Genomic DNA, 16,103 nt, shown 5'->3' with positions numbered 1-16,103 from the left:
CGACGCGCTGGCCGGTCTCGCTCCGGCGCGGCTAGGGCTCCGGGTATTCGTGGGCGCCGGCGCCCTGCCATTCGACGAGGGCCGGGGTGTCGAGGGCCCGCTCGGGGTCCGCCATTCCGGCGTCGGCGAGGAAGACGATGACGTCGTGGTCGCTGTGGGCGAGGCCGAGCCGCTCCTCGCGGCCGCCGATCTGCACGGTGACGAGTCGGGCACCGGATGGTGCCGGCCGGTGGATCACGATCGGTGGAGTAGCCATACCTCCAGCGTGGCGCGGAGACCCGCTGCCCGCATCTGGTCCAGCTGCGGGCAGCGGGGTGTAGCTGAGGGCCGGAGTACGACGGTGGTCTGGCGGTCACCGTCCCCGGCCAGGCCCCTCCCCCCACTCGCCCGGACAGCCTCCCGAAAGCCCCCGGAGAGCTGGGAGGAACGGATGGCGTCCGCCACGGGGGCGGGAGCGTTCACATTCTGCCTGGTCAGGCCTCTTCGCGAGCTGCGGGCCGGGGTGAAAGGATCTTGCCGACAGTTCCTTACCAGGAGGCCACGTGGACGTCCACTCGAAGCATGACCACCCCGACTGGGATGCGGTCGTGCTCGCGGCTCACGAGCGTGCCCGCTCGCGGCAGGCACTCATGGTCGAGCGCTTCGGACTGTCGTGAGACGTGCAGTACGACTGGTCGATGGAGGACGCGCAGATCACGTGGTCGCGCGACGGAAGGGTGTTCCTCACCGGCCGACTCACACTGATCGGCAGCGTCAGCGTCACCCACCAGACCTGGCTGTGGTCCTGGGCGAACGAGTCACTCCCGCACGCCGCCCTGGGCGACATCGAGCAGGTGCGGCGGTTCGGCGAGGAAAACGACTACCCCGTCCTTCCCTGGCCAGGTTTCCATTCGCGCCCCGAACTCGTCGCTGAGGCACGAATGGTCGCGGCCTCCGTGCTGGACGCAGAGGGGCTGTGGGCGGAGTCGATGGACGACGTGGAACTCCACTTCATGGTCCATGACCTGGCGCTCGCTGCCGATTGACATCGACAGCTGAACGGATGTCTCCGGACGTCTCGGCTGCTGGTGCAGCCGCCAGACGCCAAACGGCGCAGTGCGCTTGTTCTCTATCATCCGTCCGTGTCGTAGGGCGGGGACGGAAGGTTCCAGACGGCGTCGGAGCGGCCGACAATCTTTCGAAGTTCGCGAGCGCTCCGTGTCGACATGGCCTGCATCACGGTGTCGAGGAGGGCTCGGGCCTCCATCGGGTTGCCGCAGCAGTACCAGTGCGCGTTGCCCCACTCGTAGTCGTGCCACAGAGCACGCTCGGGCTGGTGGACGTAGTCCTTCCACAGGCCCACCGCCGCACTGACGTCGCCTGGCTGCAGATAGTTTCGGGTGCGCTCGAGGTCGATGATCTCGGACAGTGCACGCGAAGACAGGCCATCGATGACTGGCCGTGCACCCGTTGTTCGGTGGCTGCCGGGGGCGTCGGCACGGATCCGTCCTGGCCGGCTACGCGGCATGGACCTTTCGGTTCGTCGTCATGCGGTACATGGTGCCACGGGCTCGCATGCGTCTCGAACTGTTTCACTCGCAAGGGGATTCGGCGGGCGTGGTCACGTCCGCCTTCGTCTGATCAGTTGCTCCGGCCGAGGTGCTGGGGAGGTACGGCGGCTTGAACTGCGGCCGGATCGACGTCGATCGGCTGCGGACGTTACTGGCCGGGCTGTCCCGCTTCCGTCCTGGAGTCGGGCGCCACATCCTGTACCGCGAACCTGGACGCGATCCGGCTCGGGTCTGCGGATGACGCGCCATCGAGCGGCTGGGCCGTTTCTCACGGATCAGTGAGCACCCAGTGATGTGATGGGTCCATGCGGCGTGAGAAATGTGCGACCAGGAACCACATAGGCGTGTGGCGGCAACGTGCCCTGCCCGGAGACCCACAACAGGTCACGTTCTGGGCCGTGCTGCGTGGTTCGCTCCTCCCCCTCTTGGTCTGGGCCGGCGTCGCATGCTTGGGGTACTTCGTCTACGCCCCAGTCGTGGCGGTGGTACTCGGCGGACTCTTCGCGGTGTCGTTCGTCGTGGGGTTCGGGCTCCGTCGCAGAGGTGGACACTCCGTTCGATGCAGCGTCTATGGTGCTGCGGGCGGTGTGCTCGACAAGTCCATGGCCGGGTTCTGATTCGTTGCGGTGTAGGCGAACCGTCGTTGTACGGGTGTGTTGGCTGATGCCCAGTGGGCCCCGCGGACCTGGTTCTCTCCGCCCGTTCCGGTTCCAGCACTGGCTTTGATCTGCGGACGCCTAGCGCCCCGGCCGACGCTGATAACCGAGGTCGCGGGTTGCGTATCTTCGGGCGTCCTTGAACGTTGGTGCGATGTCCATGTTGGTTGGATTTCGAGCCCGGAGCCACCTTGTCCGCCCTCACTCTGCCGCCCCCTGGCCTGCTGACCGACGGGCGGCTCAGTAAGGACCCCGGCCGAGTGCCCGGCTACGTTCCGGGGCCGACCGGGTTGAGCCGGCATCTGGTCCAAGCCGACCCTCAGGACCACACACGCCTGCGGACCCTGGTCAACGCCGCGTTCGTCCCCCGCCGCATCGCGCAGCTGGAACCTTTCATCACGGACACCGCGAACCAGTTGCTGGACCGGGTCGAGCAGCACACACACGTGGATGTCATCGACGCTTTCGCGGCGCCGCTGACCTTCCGGATGATCTGCGCGGTCCTCGGAGTGCCCGGAGAACTGGACAACACGGCGACCCGGGACACTCTCATGGCCACCATCGCCCCTGCCCCCGACCTGAACCCCGCCAGGGTCGAAGGCGATCCGCACGCCCTGCTGGACACTCTGATCGCCGACAAGCGCGCGGGTGGCGAGCGCAGCGGAGTGGATCTGTTGGGTGCCCTCGTGCAGGCCAGTGACGACAGTGGGGCGATGAGCGAGGAGGAACTCCGTTGGGTGTAGCTCGCGCTGAGGGAAGGTTTTCGTTCAGGCGGTGAGGTCGTAATTGTTCTGGTCGGGGCTGAGATAGAGGCGTTGGTGTTCGCGGGCGAGGTGGTGGCGCAAGTAGGCGTCGAAGTCGCCGTTGTCGTTGTCGTTGAGGGCTCGGAGTTTGAGGATGGCTTCGGCGCCGGTCAGCCCCCACCGGGCCCCGGTGATCTCCAGGCGGTCGCCGATGAGGTGGCGGCAGGCGCCCTCGATGGCGCCGGTCGCGATCGGCCAGCCCCGGGCGAGGGCGGTGTCGTAGTGGAGTTGGGTGAGGTGGCAGGTGAGGTAACGGACGCAGGCGTCGGCGGCGTCGCGTTTGGCTCCGCGCAGTCCGCGTGAGTCGGTTTCGGTCGTGATCTCGGCGGCGGCGCGGGCGGCCTGGCCGTGCAGGATCGTGGTCAGATGGCCGGCGACCCAGGCTTCCGCCTCGGGGGTGCCGACCGCGTGGAAGGCGTGCGCGGCGGCCCAGACGTACTCACTGACGTGCACGATGTCCAGCAGCACGGTCACCTCGATGCCGCGCCGGGCGGATTCGCTCTCGATCAGGTCGAGTTGGTGGCGGGCGCCGTCGACGAGGACCAGCCAGGTGCGAGCGTGGTCGCGGGCCTCGGCCTGGTCGAAGGCGGCGGCGATCGTGTGCTCCGGCGGATGGATCACCGATCCGGTCAGCCACTTCGCCCGGGCCACTGGTCCCGGCCGCGGCGGGCGGAGGCTGGTGCGGCCGTCGGGCGGGGCAATGATGTCGTGCGGCCTTCTGAGGGCCGGATCGGCGTCGAAGACGCAGCCGAGGGTGGCCATCCGCTTGCGGTTCGGTTTCTCGCCCGGCGCGATCCGGGTCCGCATCGCCCGCTGCTGTGTCAGGTGTGCTTTCAGGGTCGCCGGTCGCAGGCCCTCGGGGCGCATCACGATGCCTTTGCCGTCGAACTGCAGGACCAGTGTGGTGCTGGCGCTCGCCGGCAGCGGCACCTGCTGCCGGTAGAAGGAGTCGATGTCGATGGCCGCCCGGGCGACGAGCTGTTCGGCCTGGCGTTTGCCCAGCACGCTCCCGCACCGGTCGTCGATTGCCGCCTTGGCCAGGTCGAAGGAGCCGCGGACGGCCTCGAGGACGGCCAGGCGCCGCAGTCCGTTCGAGTGCAGGTGGGCGGGCAGCGACAGTGCGGCGTCCGCCGGGTGGACGCTGGTCAGGCCTTTGCCCCGCCATGCCGTCCGCGTCACGGTGACCGTGCCGAACACGCAGGCCAGCAGCCGCGAATGCCCCGGTTCGCAGTGCGATCGGACCCGTCCGTCCCGGCCCCGCACCGGCCCAACGTCGTGGTGATCCGCGCGTTCGCGTCGATCGAGGTGGGCCTGGAACAGCAGGCGCAGCAGCTCTCGGCCCTCCGCCTCGATCAGTTCCTCCAGTTCGTGGTGCGCAAGCACGGCCGTGTCGGCGGTGGCCAACGTGCCTTTCAGGCACTCGAAGGCGCTTGTCGCGGCGGCGAACACATCGATGGCATCCAAGGCGTCGTAGGGTTCCACAACGGCTCTTCTTTCTGTACTTCGGTCTGGCTGGTTACCTCCGAAGTCAGAGAGAAGAGCCTTTATCGTTCCGCGAGTTCACCGATCCCGCCGCGCCGGCGCGAACCGTCCGGGCTGGTCCTCGACCAGCCACCCCCGCTCCACCAGACGCTTCAGCTTGCCGCGGGTCCCCTCGATCTTCCCGGTCTTTGGCGGCAGCCCGATCCGGGGCACGATCTGCTTCGCCTGCATCGGCGACGACGCGTCCGCCACGACCTCCACGATGTCGCGGTAGACATCCGGCAGCACATCCACCGACAGGCCCTCGCGCCAGTGCGGCACCATGACCGCTCCCACCACCCGCACCCCTGACTCCACCCGGGCCACGGGCTCCGCTGCCACCGCCGGGCCGGCGTCCACGTACCGTCCGGACAACTCCGTGAGGACCTCGGCCACCGTCTCCCGCGTCACTTGCAGCCGCGCAAGCACCTCGCGTTCACCCGCGAGTCGCGTCGTCAACTCCGCGACCTGGGCCTCGAGTTCCTCTACCCGAGCCCGGGCCGCCGCCTCCCGCGCCTCCAACTCACCGATCAACGCCCCCATCAGCGCCGCCTCCTCCACCCTCAAGGTAGAGAACCAGCCCGCCCACCATCACCCCAAGCGGCGTTCCCCCAGCTCAACTCTTCCCCCGAGGAGACTCGGATCGGCGCGGGCCGCGGTGGTCGGCCCGGTCAGTTCTTGATGAACTCCAGGATGTCGGCGTTGATTTCGCCGTGGTGGCTGACGTAGATGCCGTGTCCTGCCGTCGGGTACTCCTTGTACGTGCTTGTGGGCAGCAGCTCCGTCGTCTTCCTGCCCGTCATTTCCACCGGGGCCGAGAAGTCTGCGCCACCGTGCAGCACCAGCGCCGGCACCGTGATGGCTCGCACGGCCTCGCGGTTGTCGGTGTGGAAGACAGTCTTCTGGCACTGCAGCGTCGCCCATGCCGAGGCAGACAGGCACTGTTCGAGGGTGAGCGCGACCTGGCCGGGAGAGACCGGGTTGCCGAGGTGGGTGGCGAAGTACGCCTGCTGCTGCTGGGACAGCCACTTCGGCCGGTCGGCCCGGACCGCGGCGATCAGCGCGTCGAAGGCGGGCTCCGGGAGGCCCACGGGATTGTCGTCGGTCTGCTTGAGGAAGGGCAGAACAGCCGCGAGCAGCACCACGCGGGCCACCCGCCCGGCACCGTGCCGGAACAGATAGCGGACGACTTCCGCGCCGCCCATGGAGTGGCCGACCAAAGTTGCGTCGCTCAGGTCCAGGTGCGTGAGCAGGGCGGCGAGGTCGTCGGCGGTGGAATCCATGTCGTAGCCGGATGAGGGACGGTCGGAACGGCCGTGGCCCCGGCGGTCGAAGGCTATGCAGCGGTAGCCGCGCTCGGTGAAGTACGGAATCTGGTACTCCCACATGTCCGCGTTCAGCATGGCGCCGGAGACGAAGACGATGGGCTCGCCCTGGCCGTAGTCCTCGTAGGCGAGGCGGGTGCCGTCATGGGTCTCGAAGAACATTGCGTTTCCTCCCGTTGGCCTGTTCCGATCAAGGTGCCAGACCTGGCGGCAGGGTGTCGATTACGTTCCAGGTAATGGTCACGGCTGTACGGGAGCACCTCATGCCCCACGTCCCGGTCAACCCACGCAGTCCGCAGAGGCCTTCTGAACTGCGTTGATGAGCCCCTCCAAGGGAGCTACACCCAACTCCGTTCCACCGCCTACCTGTTGCTGCTGGTAGGGCACGACACCACCATGAACCTCATCGGGAACGGCATGCTCGCCCTGCTCCGTAATCCCGGCGAGGCCGCCCGCCTCACCGGACCGGAGTCGGGACCCGGCCTGGTCACCACCGCAGTCGAAGAACTGCTGCGCTACGACTCTCCGGTACGGGACGCCACGTTCCGGTGCGCAGCGGAACCGATCGAACTCCACGGGCAGCTGATCGGCGAAGGCGACATCGTCAGCCTCCTGATCGGTTCCGCCAACCGGGACGAGTCCCGCTTCCGTGACGCGGACCGGCTCGATGTGGGGCGGGCGCCCAATGACCATCTCGCCTTCGGGTACGGACCTCACTTCTGCATCGGCGCCGCCCTGGCCCGCCTGGAAGGCGCCGTTGCCTTCCCCCTGCTCCTCGAACGCCTGGGCCCCGTCGTGCTGGCCAAGCCCGCCGATGAGCTGGCCTGGCGGCCGGCCCGGGTGATGCGCGGACTGGCTGCGCTGCCCGTCGTTCGGACCTGACCGCACCGCCACACTTGCCGCCACATCCCCCAACCAGGAGCACACCGGATGGACAGCCAAGACCCCGTGGTGGTGACCGAGCCCCGCGCCGGCGTTCTGCTCATCACGCTGAACAGGCCACATGTCCGCAACGCCGTGGACCAGTCCCTTGCCGACGCCATGGACGCGGCCCTGACACGGCTGGAGAACGACTCCCGCCTGGCCATCGGCGTCCTTGCCGGAGCGGGCGGTCACTTCTGCTCGGGCATGGACCTCAAGGCGTTCCCCACCGACGGCATCCCCGTCGTCGGTGACCGTGGGCTCGCAGGGCTGACCCGCGCCCGAATCCGTAAGCCGCTCATCGCCGCCCTCGAGGGCGCGGCCGTCGCCGGCGGATTCGAGCTCGCCCTCGCCTGCGACCTCATCACGGCCGCCGACACCGCGTTCTTCGCCCTGCCCGAGGTCGCCCGCGGACTCATCGCCGCCGAAGGCGGCGCCATCCGTCTCCCCGGCCGCCTCCCCTACCACGTGGCCATGGAGATGCTCCTCACCGCCGCCCCGCTGCCCGCTCCGGACGCGGCCCGGTACGGGCTCGTCAATCAGCTCACCCCCGAGGGTGGCGCCCTCGGCGCGGCCCTTGTCCTGGCCGAGCGCGTCCAGGCCCACTCACGCGACGCCGTCCGTGTCACGAAACAGGTCGTGCAGGACACCCGCGGCCTCGACGACCACACCGGCTACAGCGTCCAGGATCCCCTCAGCACACCTGTCTTCGCCACCACCGCCGCGACGGAGGGCGCCTCCGCGTTCACCGAGAAACGTCCTCCGGCCTGGCAGCGGTAACGCCGTCCGTCCGGCAGACGGACCAGTTTCCGATTGGCGCCCGGGATGTCCAGCCGTGCACCCTGCTCCCCTGGCCCCCGTCCCGGCCATGGAGCGGGTGCTCTCGCTCCGGGGCCTCAGTCGAGGGGCAGACCCTGCATCTGCCCTAGAGTGCGGGCTCCTGAGCCGTGGAGCAGACCGCCGTCGCAGGCGGGCAGTTCGCCCTGCACCTTCTCCAGGTGCGCCGCATCCACGTAGCCCACGGAGATGTCTCCCTTGTCGGTGAAGTCCTTCGTGTAGCTGCGGTCGTGATCCGTCCCCATGGCCAGCAGTCGCTTGCTGTCGAGGATGACGCCGTAGTACAGCCTGTCGGAGTTCAGCTTGTCCACGGCCGAGCAGAGCACGGGTACCTCTTCGCCACGCCGCGGGTGACAATTGGGCTTTGCCTGGTTGCACAGCTCGGTGTCACTGACCTTGAGTACCGTGCAGTCGGCCTCGGAATCACCCGTGCAGGAGACAGACATGATGTTGAGGGGCGGGCTCACACTGGGTCTCTCGTAGACGCTGGTCCAGGCCGCACTGACGGCCGTCCTACGGACCTCGGGACGCGCGCACAGGTCGATGTCCGCCGTCCCTCCGAACCTTTCGTCCTGCACGGTCACCGCGTGCTTTTCGGGGCAGTCCCGTGACGCGTCCTCGTCGACCCCTCCCCCGTCTGCCGCACCGCCCGCGGCTGTTGGGGCCGCGGTGTCGGCACCCGTGTCGGCCGAGGATCCGCAGCCGGCGAGGGACAGCGCCAGGACGACTGCGAGGAGGGGAGAGACGAGGACGCGATGGGACACGAAGAGCACCTCTTGTTCGGCGGGCGGATGGTCCGGATACGGGCAGCGACGCGTAGGTGCCGGTGGCGCGGTACGGGAAGCAGATGCTCGCAGGGTTCGCTGTCGAGGCCGTCGGTGGAACCACGTACCTCGCTACGCAATGACCGGGCGGCCGCCTCACCCGCTGAACTACGTATCGCTCTCAGGGAAATCACTGACTCGCGGCGCCGCGATGGGTGCGAGAGTCGTGGGCGGTCCGGTGATCCGTGCACATGACCGTCGGTCTGGGTGACGGCCGGCTTCAGGGGGGCGGGCGCTGTGGCACGAACGGCAGGGACATGGGAGCGGAGGGTCGGCCGGACCGGAATGGTCGTCTCTCTCGCTGTCGCCGGGTGGCTGATATGGCTGCTTCCGGGACCCCACCTGGCGGCTGTCCTGGGGTTCGGTCCCGTGGACGGCGTCATGACGATCTCCTCGTGCTACGAGTCGACCGACGCGGAGGGCTATCAGGACGGTACCGACTGCACAGGGACGTACACGCCGCGCGCGGCGGGCGAGCCCCGGCGTCGGATCACGCTGGACAAGGCTGCCGAGTCGCACGCGCCCGGCAGCACCGTGGAGGTGCGGTTGGCGAGAGGCAGAGCACACGAACTCTCGGGCTACGCGCTGGGCACGTGGGTCACTGTCACCGGGCTCCTCCTCGGTCCGTTCCTCGCCCTGTCGCTGTCGTTCCGCGCCAGTGCTCGGGATGGCACGTGGAGCCACAACGGTGACTACGTCCTGCTCTTCATCGCCGCGGAGATCGCCGCTCTCGTCTTCGGCGTCCTGGTGGGCGTTCTCGTCTCCATCGGCACCGCCCTGTTCGGCTGAGCGGACGACGTACGGCACGCACCGCGTACGCGGCAGGGCCCGGACGCGACATGTGTACGACTCCCGAACGACCCTCCCCCCAACGTGGTAGACAATGTCGTGGAGTTCGGTGGAGAGAGCGCACACGTCGGAGCGCCCGAAGGTGCTGCCAGGCGTCACGACGGCGGGAGCCCGCTCGTCGGACGCATGGCCGAACTGGCGGTGCTCGACTCGGTGATCGAGCGGCTGGGCCATGGGGCGCCGCCCGTCGTCGACATCACGGGCGCGGCAGGGATCGGCAAGAGCAGGCTGATGGCAGAGTTCTGCCGACGCGCGCGGCGTCGTGGGGTGACGGTGCTCCGCGGCCGGGCGGCGGAGTACGAACGGCACCTCCCTTTCCATCCGTTCGCCGACGCGTTCGCCGATCTGGTCGAGCGGCCACCGCACGACGAATCGCACCTGGACGCGGTCCCTCGCATCCTCGGCGGCCGTGGCGACGGGTCGGTGCCGGCCGCTACCGACCGCTTCGGTCTCCACCGTTCGGTGGCAGGGCTGTTGGCGCAGCTCGGCCGGGCCGGCGGTCTGGTGGTGGCGCTGGACGACGTGCACTGGGCCGACCCGGCGTCACTGGAGTTCCTGGACCACCTCGTCCGGCATCCGGTGTCCGGCCCTGTGGTCCTCGTCGTCGCCCGCCGTGACCGGCAGACGCCGACGGCGCTCTCCGCCGTGCTCGCCCGCGAAGCCGATACCGGCGCGGTGCTGCGGATCGGTCTGGCGCCGCTCGCGGAGCAGGATTGCGTCGAAGGGCTCGCCCCCGATCTGCCGCGAGCCCGGGCCGCGCAGCTGTACGCCGCGGGCGAGGGCAACCCGCTCTACTTCCTGTCCCTCCTGCACGCACACCGCGAGGACGCCGCGCGACGGCGTGCCTCATCCTCATCCCGTGCCTCCGTCTTCCCCTTCACCTCCGGCCCCGCCTCCGCCTCCGTTGAGAACGGAATCGGCGAACTGCCCTCGGGACTCGGCGCGCTGCTGCTGAATGAGCTGGACCCGCTGAGCCCGTCGCAGCGCAGGACTCTGGAGGCGATCGCCGTACTCGGCGATCACGCCGTGCTCCCGGTGATCGGCAGGGCGACCGGACGTACCGATGCCGAGCTCGACGATGATCTGACGAACCTGGAGCGGCGTGACCTCGTGCGGCGGGCCGCGGGTGGCCGCATGGTGTTGCGCCATCCGGTGATCCGGGCCCTGGTCCACGAGTCCACCGCGGCCCGGCGGCGCGTCGAGATCCATCGCGCTGCCGCCACCGAGCTCGCCCGAACCGGAGCACCTGCCGTGGAACAGGCGCGGCACGTCGAACGGTCGGTGCCCACGTGGGACCCGCAGGCGTACGCCGTGCTGAGGCAGGCTGCCGAGGAGACCGCGTCGTCGGCTCCGACAAGTTGCGCACACTGGCTCCGGGCTGCCTTACGGATCCTGCCCGATACGGTGGAACGCGGCGCCGAACGAAGGGTTTTGATGCTCCGGCGGGCACGCGCACTCGGCGTCGCCGGAGGCCTCCAGGAGAGCCGCGACCTGTTGCACAAGGTGATCAGCACCGCCGGTCCGGACGAGGCCGATGTCCGAACATCGGCGGTCGTGCTGTGCGCCTTGACGGAGCGACACCTCGGAAGATACCCCGAGGCGATCGCGCTGCTGCGCCGCGAGCTGAGCAGGCAGCCTGAGCCGTCGCCGGCCCAGAGGGTGTCGATCGGACTCGAACTGAGTTCGTCCGCACCGCACAACACCCCCTACCCGCAGATGCGGGAGCACGTCGCACGGACCCTCGCGGATGCCCGCGCCGTCGGCAACGAACCGGGCGAGGCGGGGGCCCTGGCGGTCGCCGCGTTCGGCGAGGCCTACGAGGGCGGCATGGCCCGCGCGAGCACATACGCGGCGCAGGCGGCCGGACTGCTGGACGGTCTGCCCGACGACGACCTCACCGCGTTGTGCGAACCGCTGGGCAGACTGGGCTGGGCGGAGGCGTTCCTCGGCCGCTTCACCGATGCCGAACGCCACGCCGACCGGGGCCTCGGGATCGCCCGGCGCACCGGGCAGGTCTACCTCCTGCCCCTCCTGCTGCTGTGCAAGGCACACGTACGGATACAGACCTGCCGTCTGCCGTCCGCCTGCGAACTGGCGGACGAGGCCGAGGACATCGCCCGCGGCATCGGCAGCGGCGAACTGCTGGCCTTCGTCCTGGCGAACAAGGCTCAGGTACGCATCGCGGCGTCCGCACCCGGTGACCAGGAGGCTCTGGCGGCCGCCGAGGAGGCCGTTGCGTCCATGGGGCCGAGCGACAACTGGCGGGCCTCCATGGCCTGGTGCATGCTCGGCTACGCCGCGCTCACCGGCGGCGATCCGCACCGCGCACGGGACGCTCTCCTCCGGGCCGGAGGAGATGATCTGCGTGGTCTGCAGCCCTCGATGCGTCCGCTCCTGTCGGAACTCCTCGTCACGGCGGCCCTCGCCACAGGGGATGTCGACGCCGCGTCCGCATGGGCCGAGCGGGCCCATGACGAGGCGGAGCGGCTCGGTCTGCCCGTACAGCGCGCGTCCGCGATGCGGAGTGCGGCCCAGCTGGCACTGCACGGCGGTGCCCCGGCCAGGGCGGCGACTCTGCTCGCGGAAGCGGCCGCGGAATGCTCACGGGCCGGGGCGGTGTTCTGGGAGGCGCGGTCATTGCTGCTCGCGGCCCCGGCGATGACCGCCGCCGGATTCGAAGCGCGCGGTGCGGCCATGTGGGAACAGGGCCGCAGACTCGCCGCCGGCGGAGGCGCGGGCCTGCTGCTCGGCCTGGCGGAGATGACCCGGCCGCCCGTGCCCGTGGCGCCGCCCACCACGGTTCCGCCGTGGCTGGCCTCGTTGACGGTACGCGAACGGGAGGTGGCCGAACTGGTGGCCGAGGGCCTCACCAACCAGGCGATCGCCACCAGGCTCTACCTCAGTCCGCGCACCGTCGAGACCCACCTCTCCCGGGTGTTCCGTAAGACGGATGTCGCGACCCGGGCGGGGCTCGCGGCGCTCATGGCCCGTTCCTGACGCCGGAAGAAGTGGCCATCGATGCGGGCAGTCCTGGTGGCCGGACTCATCACTCGATCTCGCCCTCGGGTGTGGTCCCCGCGATCACCTATGGCGGCACGAGCCCGGAGTGGCTCTACATCGGTCGCCGGTCGCCGGGTTCCTGGCTGCTGTTGGCGGGTGAACCGAACGGAAGGGCCGTCGATGCGGTGTCGGCCTCGGCTGCGTCGGCGAGAGCCTCCGCTGCGGCCTCGGCGGCCTGAGCCGCGTCGTCGGCGGCTTCCGCGGCTCTGTTGTCCGGGGACTTCTCACGGGTTGCCGGTGAGGGGGGCAGTTTCTCGCCGAAGGCCCGGGACACGCCTTCGAGTGCCGCGGTGACCTCGCTGGGGATGACCCAGAACGTGCTGCCCGGGCCCTGTGCGAGCTGGGGCAGCATCTGCATGTACTGGTAGGCGAGCAGCTTGGGGTCGGGGTCGTTGCGGTGCACGGCCTGGAAGACCTCGTCGACGGCGCGGGCCTGGCCCTCGGCCTTGAGGATCTCGGCGGTGCGGTTGCCCTCCGCGCGCAGGACGGCGGACTGCTTGTCGCCTTCGGCGGTGAGGATCTGCGACTGCCGTTGCCCTTCGGCTCCGAGGATCGCGGCCCGCTTGTCCCGCTCGGCGCGCATCTGCTTCTCCATCGCGTCCTTGATGGACTGCGGGGGGTCGATGGCCTTGATCTCCACGCGGTTGACGCGCAGCCCCCATTTGCCGGTGGCGTCGTCCAGAACACCGCGCAGCTGGTTGTTGATGGTGTCGCGCGAGGTGAGCGTCATCTCCAGGTCCATGGAACCCACGACGTTACGCAGGGTGGTCACGGTGAGCTGCTCGACGCCATGCAGGAAGTCATCGATCTCGTAGGCGGCCGCTCGTGGATCGGTGACCTGGAAGTAGAGGACGGTGTCGATCTCGACGACCAGGTTGTCCTCGGTGATGACCGGCTGCGGTTTGAAAGAGACGACCTGTTCTCGCAGGTCGATCAGCGGATAGACCCGGTCGACGTACGGAATGACGAGGTTCAGGCCGGGCTTCAGCGTGCGGCGGTAGCGGCCCAGGCGTTCGACATTGCGAGCGCGCGCCTGCGGCACGATCCGGACCGCCCGCACCACCGTGAAGACCGCGATCAGAGCGACGATCACACCGGCTATGAGCAGCGCCGAGACTTCCATGGCTCACTCCCGTGGGTAGACGAACGCGGTGGCGCCACTGATCTCCATGACGTCGACTGCCGTGCCGGGTGGGATGGTCTGCGTCTCGTCGTAGGAGCGGGCCGTCCACTCCTCACCACCGATGCGCACCCTGCCGTCGAGCGCTGTCACCTCCGAGACGGTCCGAGCGGCCTGACCCACCAAGGCGTCGATGCCGAACCGTTCCGTCGGAGGCGCAAGTACATGACGCACGACCAGGGGGCGTACGAACAGCAGGCTGACGGTCGCGACCGCGGTGAACACCACGAACTGCAGAGGAAGCGGCAGACCGAGCGCCGCCGTACCTGCGGTGGCAAGTGCGGCCACCCCCAGGATTCCCAGCGCGGCCGTCAGGGTGAAGATCTCGACGACGCCCAGGACCCCTGCGGCGATCAGCCAGATCAGCCATGGATCCATGGGCCCTCCTCCCGCTGCACATCGGCGCCCGTCAGACGCAGGCGCCTCGCCCCGGGGCTGCATGCCAGCGTGAAGAACCCACAGCTCCTACCTTGGACATGCCCGCATTTGTCGTATGAAAACCGTTTCATCCTTTATGGAAGACGGAAGGGCGGGACCTTGCCGGACGGGGTGGCGCCGGTCGTGACTCTGCCGTCAACCCGGGCGACGTCGCACACTCAAGGTCCGCAACCGGTCTCGGGTTCGTCGTGAATGGTCAGCGCCCCGGCGAGGTCGAGGTCCGCGACAGTGCCGTGGGCACCGGCGCGGACGAGCAGCACCGCACCGAGCGCGGTGCTCCAGAACGTCCTGGCCTCCACGTCGAGCGGTCGGCGCGCCCTCCAGCCTCGACCGTCGACGAGCCGACTCACGAAGCGCTCCGACTGCCGGAACAGCAACTGGAGGTGCCGGTCGACCACGGGTGCGAGTTCGGGTTTGGAGATTCCGGCGGCGAGCGCTCGCGCGACCGACGGGAGCGAGGGCATGGCCATGACGGCGCGGGCGATGTTGCGCCGGAACGCGGCCGCGTCGGGGGCCTGGCTTCCGATGCGCTCAACCCGTCGGGCGTCGTGCAGCAGGCCGAGGAAGGCCGCGTGCACGAGCAGCGAGTCCTTGGAGCCAAAGTAGTAGGTGACCTGGTTCGGGAAGGCGCCTGCCGCGTTCGCGATCTCCGCGACGCTCACCTCGGCGCCGGGCCGTTCCCTGCAGAGCCGTGCTGTCGCCTCGATCAGCCGGCGCCTCGTCGCGCGACCGCGGTCACGCGGTCGCGCGGATGTTGAACGAGCTTCGGTTCGCTTCTTCTCCACAGCCGAATTGTATGTGATACAACAATCCCCGTTCACTTGTATCGCATACAAGAAAGGTTGAAGAGCATGCATCGGACTGAGGTCGTCGTGACGGGACTCGGCGCGATCACGCCACTCGGCGGAGACGTGGCGTCCACGTGGGAGGCCCTGCTTGCCGGCCGCTCCGGCATCCGTGGCGGCGTCCTGCGCGGCCACGAGGGTGTCGGTCTGCCCGAAACCGTCGCGGGGACGATGGCGGTCGACCCCGCCGAACTGCTGCTGCCGGTACGGGCCAGGCGGCTCGACCGCTCCCAGCAGGCGGCCCTCGCCGCCGCGGCCGAGGCCTGGGCCGATGCAGGCGCACCGGAGGTGGACCCGGACCGGCTCGCCTCTGCGATCGGGACGGGCATCGGCGGCGTACGGACGCTGCTGAAGGAAGACGACACTCTGGAGGCGACCGGGACCCGGCGTGTCTCGCCCCGCACGATCCCGATGATCATGCCCAATGCGGCAGCGGCGCTGATCAGCATCGAATACGGCGCACGGGCCGGGGCCTACACGCCGGTCTCGGCCTGCTCCTCCGGCGCCGAGGCGATCGCCCTGGCGGCCAGGCTCATCCGTTCAGGCGAGGCCGACGTAGTCATCGCGGGCGGCACCGAGGCCGCCCTCACCCCGATCACCGTCGCCGGCTTCGCCCAGGCGCAGGCGCTGTCGCGGCACACCTCCGAACCCGCTTCGGCGTCACGGCCGTTCGCCGCGGACCGCAGCGGATTCGTCCTCAGCGAAGGCGCGGCTGTCATGGTGCTCGAAAGCGCCGACCACGCCCGCGCCCGAGGGGCGCGCGTCCACGCCGCACTCGCGGGCGCCGGCATCACCGCGGACGCTCACCACATCACGGCTCCCGCCGCCGACGGCTCCGGCCAGATCCCGGCCATGCGGAAGGCCCTTGCGCAAGCCGGCCTGGCTCCCGAGCAGATCAGCCACGTCAACGCCCACGCCACCGGCACTCCGGTCGGCGACGCCGCCGAAGCCCGTGCCATCGGGGAAGTATTCGGCCGCGCCACCGTGACGGCCCCCAAGGCGTCCCTCGGTCACCTCTTCGGTGCCGCCGGTGCGATCGAAGCGCTCATCGCCGTCCTCAGCCTGGAGCACGGCGTCATTCCGCCCACCCGCAACCTCGCCTCGGCAGGCGTCGGTCCCGACATCGATCTCGATGTCGTCACAGAGCCACGAGAGGGCCCCCAGGAGGCCGTACTCAGCAACTCGTTCGGCTTCGGTGGACAGAACGTCTCACTCGTCGTCGCCGGCGCTCGGCATCCCCTGTCCCCAACGCCCGCGAAGGCACTCTGACGTACTCGTAGACAGTGTCTAACCC

General features: G+C 69.4%; 16 protein-coding genes. 7 read left to right on the top strand and 9 right to left on the bottom strand.

The genetic code is table 11. From position 1 onward, the window contains the following. Positions 1–31: 31 nt before the first annotated feature. A complete protein-coding gene (locus OG408_RS39320; RefSeq protein ID WP_285568000.1) occupies positions 32–256 on the bottom strand; it encodes a hypothetical protein in 225 nt (74 codons plus the stop codon). A 403-nt stretch (positions 257–659) separates the two neighbouring features. Between OG408_RS39320 and OG408_RS39315 the strand changes: the two genes are divergently transcribed. Continuing rightward, on the top strand, positions 660–1,025 hold the full coding sequence (locus tag OG408_RS39315) for a DUF6882 domain-containing protein (protein ID WP_326674294.1): 366 nt from the start codon (positions 660–662) through the stop codon (positions 1,023–1,025). A gap of 86 nt (positions 1,026–1,111) precedes the next feature. Here OG408_RS39315 and OG408_RS39310 read toward each other — a convergent pair whose 3' ends face one another. Then, positions 1,112–1,342 carry a hypothetical protein gene (locus tag OG408_RS39310; RefSeq protein WP_285568004.1) on the bottom strand — a complete coding sequence of 77 codons (231 nt, stop codon included), beginning with the start codon at positions 1,340–1,342 and terminating at the stop codon, positions 1,112–1,114. A 1,055-nt stretch (positions 1,343–2,397) separates the two neighbouring features. On the opposite strand from OG408_RS39310, the gene OG408_RS39305 reads away from it, so the two are divergent. Further along, positions 2,398–2,949 carry a hypothetical protein gene (locus OG408_RS39305; RefSeq protein WP_326674292.1) on the top strand — a complete coding sequence of 184 codons (552 nt, stop codon included), beginning with the start codon at positions 2,398–2,400 and terminating at the stop codon, positions 2,947–2,949. 24 nt (positions 2,950–2,973) lie between these two features. Here OG408_RS39305 and OG408_RS39300 read toward each other — a convergent pair whose 3' ends face one another. The 3 genes from OG408_RS39300 to OG408_RS39290 all read right to left on the bottom strand — a co-directional run bounded on the left by OG408_RS39300 (position 2,974) and on the right by OG408_RS39290 (position 6,017). Further along, positions 2,974–4,491 carry an ISKra4 family transposase gene (locus tag OG408_RS39300; RefSeq protein ID WP_326674291.1) on the bottom strand — a complete coding sequence of 506 codons (1,518 nt, stop codon included), beginning with the start codon at positions 4,489–4,491 and terminating at the stop codon, positions 2,974–2,976. Positions 4,492–4,569: 78 nt separating this feature from the next. Continuing rightward, a complete protein-coding gene (locus OG408_RS39295; protein ID WP_326674290.1) occupies positions 4,570–5,073 on the bottom strand; it encodes a hypothetical protein in 504 nt (167 codons plus the stop codon). Between the two features lie 128 nt (positions 5,074–5,201). Continuing rightward, positions 5,202–6,017, bottom strand: coding sequence for an alpha/beta fold hydrolase (locus OG408_RS39290; protein WP_326674289.1), 816 nt, complete (start codon positions 6,015–6,017; stop codon positions 5,202–5,204). Positions 6,018–6,251: 234 nt separating this feature from the next. On the opposite strand from OG408_RS39290, the gene OG408_RS39285 reads away from it, so the two are divergent. Both OG408_RS39285 and OG408_RS39280 read left to right on the top strand, forming a co-directional pair. Further along, entirely contained in the window at positions 6,252–6,737 is a 486-nt protein-coding gene (locus OG408_RS39285; protein WP_326674288.1) for a cytochrome P450, read from the top strand. A 48-nt stretch (positions 6,738–6,785) separates the two neighbouring features. Continuing rightward, entirely contained in the window at positions 6,786–7,556 is a 771-nt protein-coding gene (locus tag OG408_RS39280; RefSeq protein ID WP_326674287.1) for a crotonase/enoyl-CoA hydratase family protein, read from the top strand. Positions 7,557–7,672: 116 nt separating this feature from the next. Here OG408_RS39280 and OG408_RS39275 read toward each other — a convergent pair whose 3' ends face one another. Then, positions 7,673–8,377, bottom strand: a complete 705-nt coding sequence (locus OG408_RS39275) for a hypothetical protein (RefSeq protein ID WP_326674285.1) — start codon at positions 8,375–8,377, stop codon at positions 7,673–7,675. Between the two features lie 441 nt (positions 8,378–8,818). On the opposite strand from OG408_RS39275, the gene OG408_RS39270 reads away from it, so the two are divergent. Next, complete coding sequence (locus OG408_RS39270; RefSeq protein ID WP_326674283.1) at positions 8,819–9,226, top strand: hypothetical protein; 408 nt, start codon at positions 8,819–8,821, stop codon at positions 9,224–9,226. Positions 9,227–9,325: 99 nt separating this feature from the next. Next, a complete protein-coding gene (locus OG408_RS39265; RefSeq protein ID WP_442806157.1) occupies positions 9,326–12,283 on the top strand; it encodes a helix-turn-helix transcriptional regulator in 2,958 nt (985 codons plus the stop codon). Between the two features lie 115 nt (positions 12,284–12,398). On the opposite strand, the gene OG408_RS39260 is transcribed toward OG408_RS39265, so the two are convergent. The 3 genes from OG408_RS39260 to OG408_RS39250 form a co-directional block, all read right to left on the bottom strand. Beyond that, the gene (locus OG408_RS39260) at positions 12,399–13,469 is read right to left on the bottom strand and encodes an SPFH domain-containing protein (protein WP_326674279.1); all 1,071 of its coding nucleotides are present in this window, start codon (positions 13,467–13,469) and stop codon (positions 12,399–12,401) included. A 3-nt stretch (positions 13,470–13,472) separates the two neighbouring features. Next, positions 13,473–13,904 carry an NfeD family protein gene (locus tag OG408_RS39255; protein WP_285568018.1) on the bottom strand — a complete coding sequence of 144 codons (432 nt, stop codon included), beginning with the start codon at positions 13,902–13,904 and terminating at the stop codon, positions 13,473–13,475. A gap of 218 nt (positions 13,905–14,122) precedes the next feature. After that, the gene (locus OG408_RS39250) at positions 14,123–14,749 is read right to left on the bottom strand and encodes a TetR/AcrR family transcriptional regulator C-terminal domain-containing protein (protein ID WP_326674277.1); all 627 of its coding nucleotides are present in this window, start codon (positions 14,747–14,749) and stop codon (positions 14,123–14,125) included. 66 nt (positions 14,750–14,815) lie between these two features. On the opposite strand from OG408_RS39250, the gene OG408_RS39245 reads away from it, so the two are divergent. Continuing rightward, on the top strand, positions 14,816–16,078 hold the full coding sequence (locus tag OG408_RS39245) for a beta-ketoacyl-[acyl-carrier-protein] synthase family protein (protein ID WP_326674276.1): 1,263 nt from the start codon (positions 14,816–14,818) through the stop codon (positions 16,076–16,078). Positions 16,079–16,103 lie beyond the last annotated feature (25 nt).

Source organism: Streptomyces sp. NBC_01257 (assembly GCF_035917255.1).
Classification (GTDB): domain Bacteria; phylum Actinomycetota; class Actinomycetes; order Streptomycetales; family Streptomycetaceae; genus Streptomyces.
Note: the sequence above shows the minus strand (reverse complement) of the source record. Positions and strands in the feature narration are given on the sequence as shown.

What these genes read in the sequence shown, in the direction of transcription:
- OG408_RS39320 (WP_285568000.1), bottom strand. Translation starts at nt 256, where the DNA reads ATGGCTACTCCACCGATCGTGATCCACCGGCCGGCACCATCCGGTGCC.
- OG408_RS39295 (WP_326674290.1), bottom strand. Translation starts at nt 5,073, where the DNA reads ATGGGGGCGTTGATCGGTGAGTTGGAGGCGCGGGAGGCGGCGGCCCGG.
- OG408_RS39290 (WP_326674289.1), bottom strand. Translation starts at nt 6,017, where the DNA reads ATGTTCTTCGAGACCCATGACGGCACCCGCCTCGCCTACGAGGACTAC.
- OG408_RS39285 (WP_326674288.1), top strand. Translation starts at nt 6,252, where the DNA reads ATGAACCTCATCGGGAACGGCATGCTCGCCCTGCTCCGTAATCCCGGC.
- OG408_RS39280 (WP_326674287.1), top strand. Translation starts at nt 6,786, where the DNA reads ATGGACAGCCAAGACCCCGTGGTGGTGACCGAGCCCCGCGCCGGCGTT.
- OG408_RS39270 (WP_326674283.1), top strand. Translation starts at nt 8,819, where the DNA reads ATGACGATCTCCTCGTGCTACGAGTCGACCGACGCGGAGGGCTATCAG.
- OG408_RS39260 (WP_326674279.1), bottom strand. Translation starts at nt 13,469, where the DNA reads ATGGAAGTCTCGGCGCTGCTCATAGCCGGTGTGATCGTCGCTCTGATC.
- OG408_RS39255 (WP_285568018.1), bottom strand. Translation starts at nt 13,904, where the DNA reads ATGGATCCATGGCTGATCTGGCTGATCGCCGCAGGGGTCCTGGGCGTC.
- OG408_RS39245 (WP_326674276.1), top strand. Translation starts at nt 14,816, where the DNA reads ATGCATCGGACTGAGGTCGTCGTGACGGGACTCGGCGCGATCACGCCA.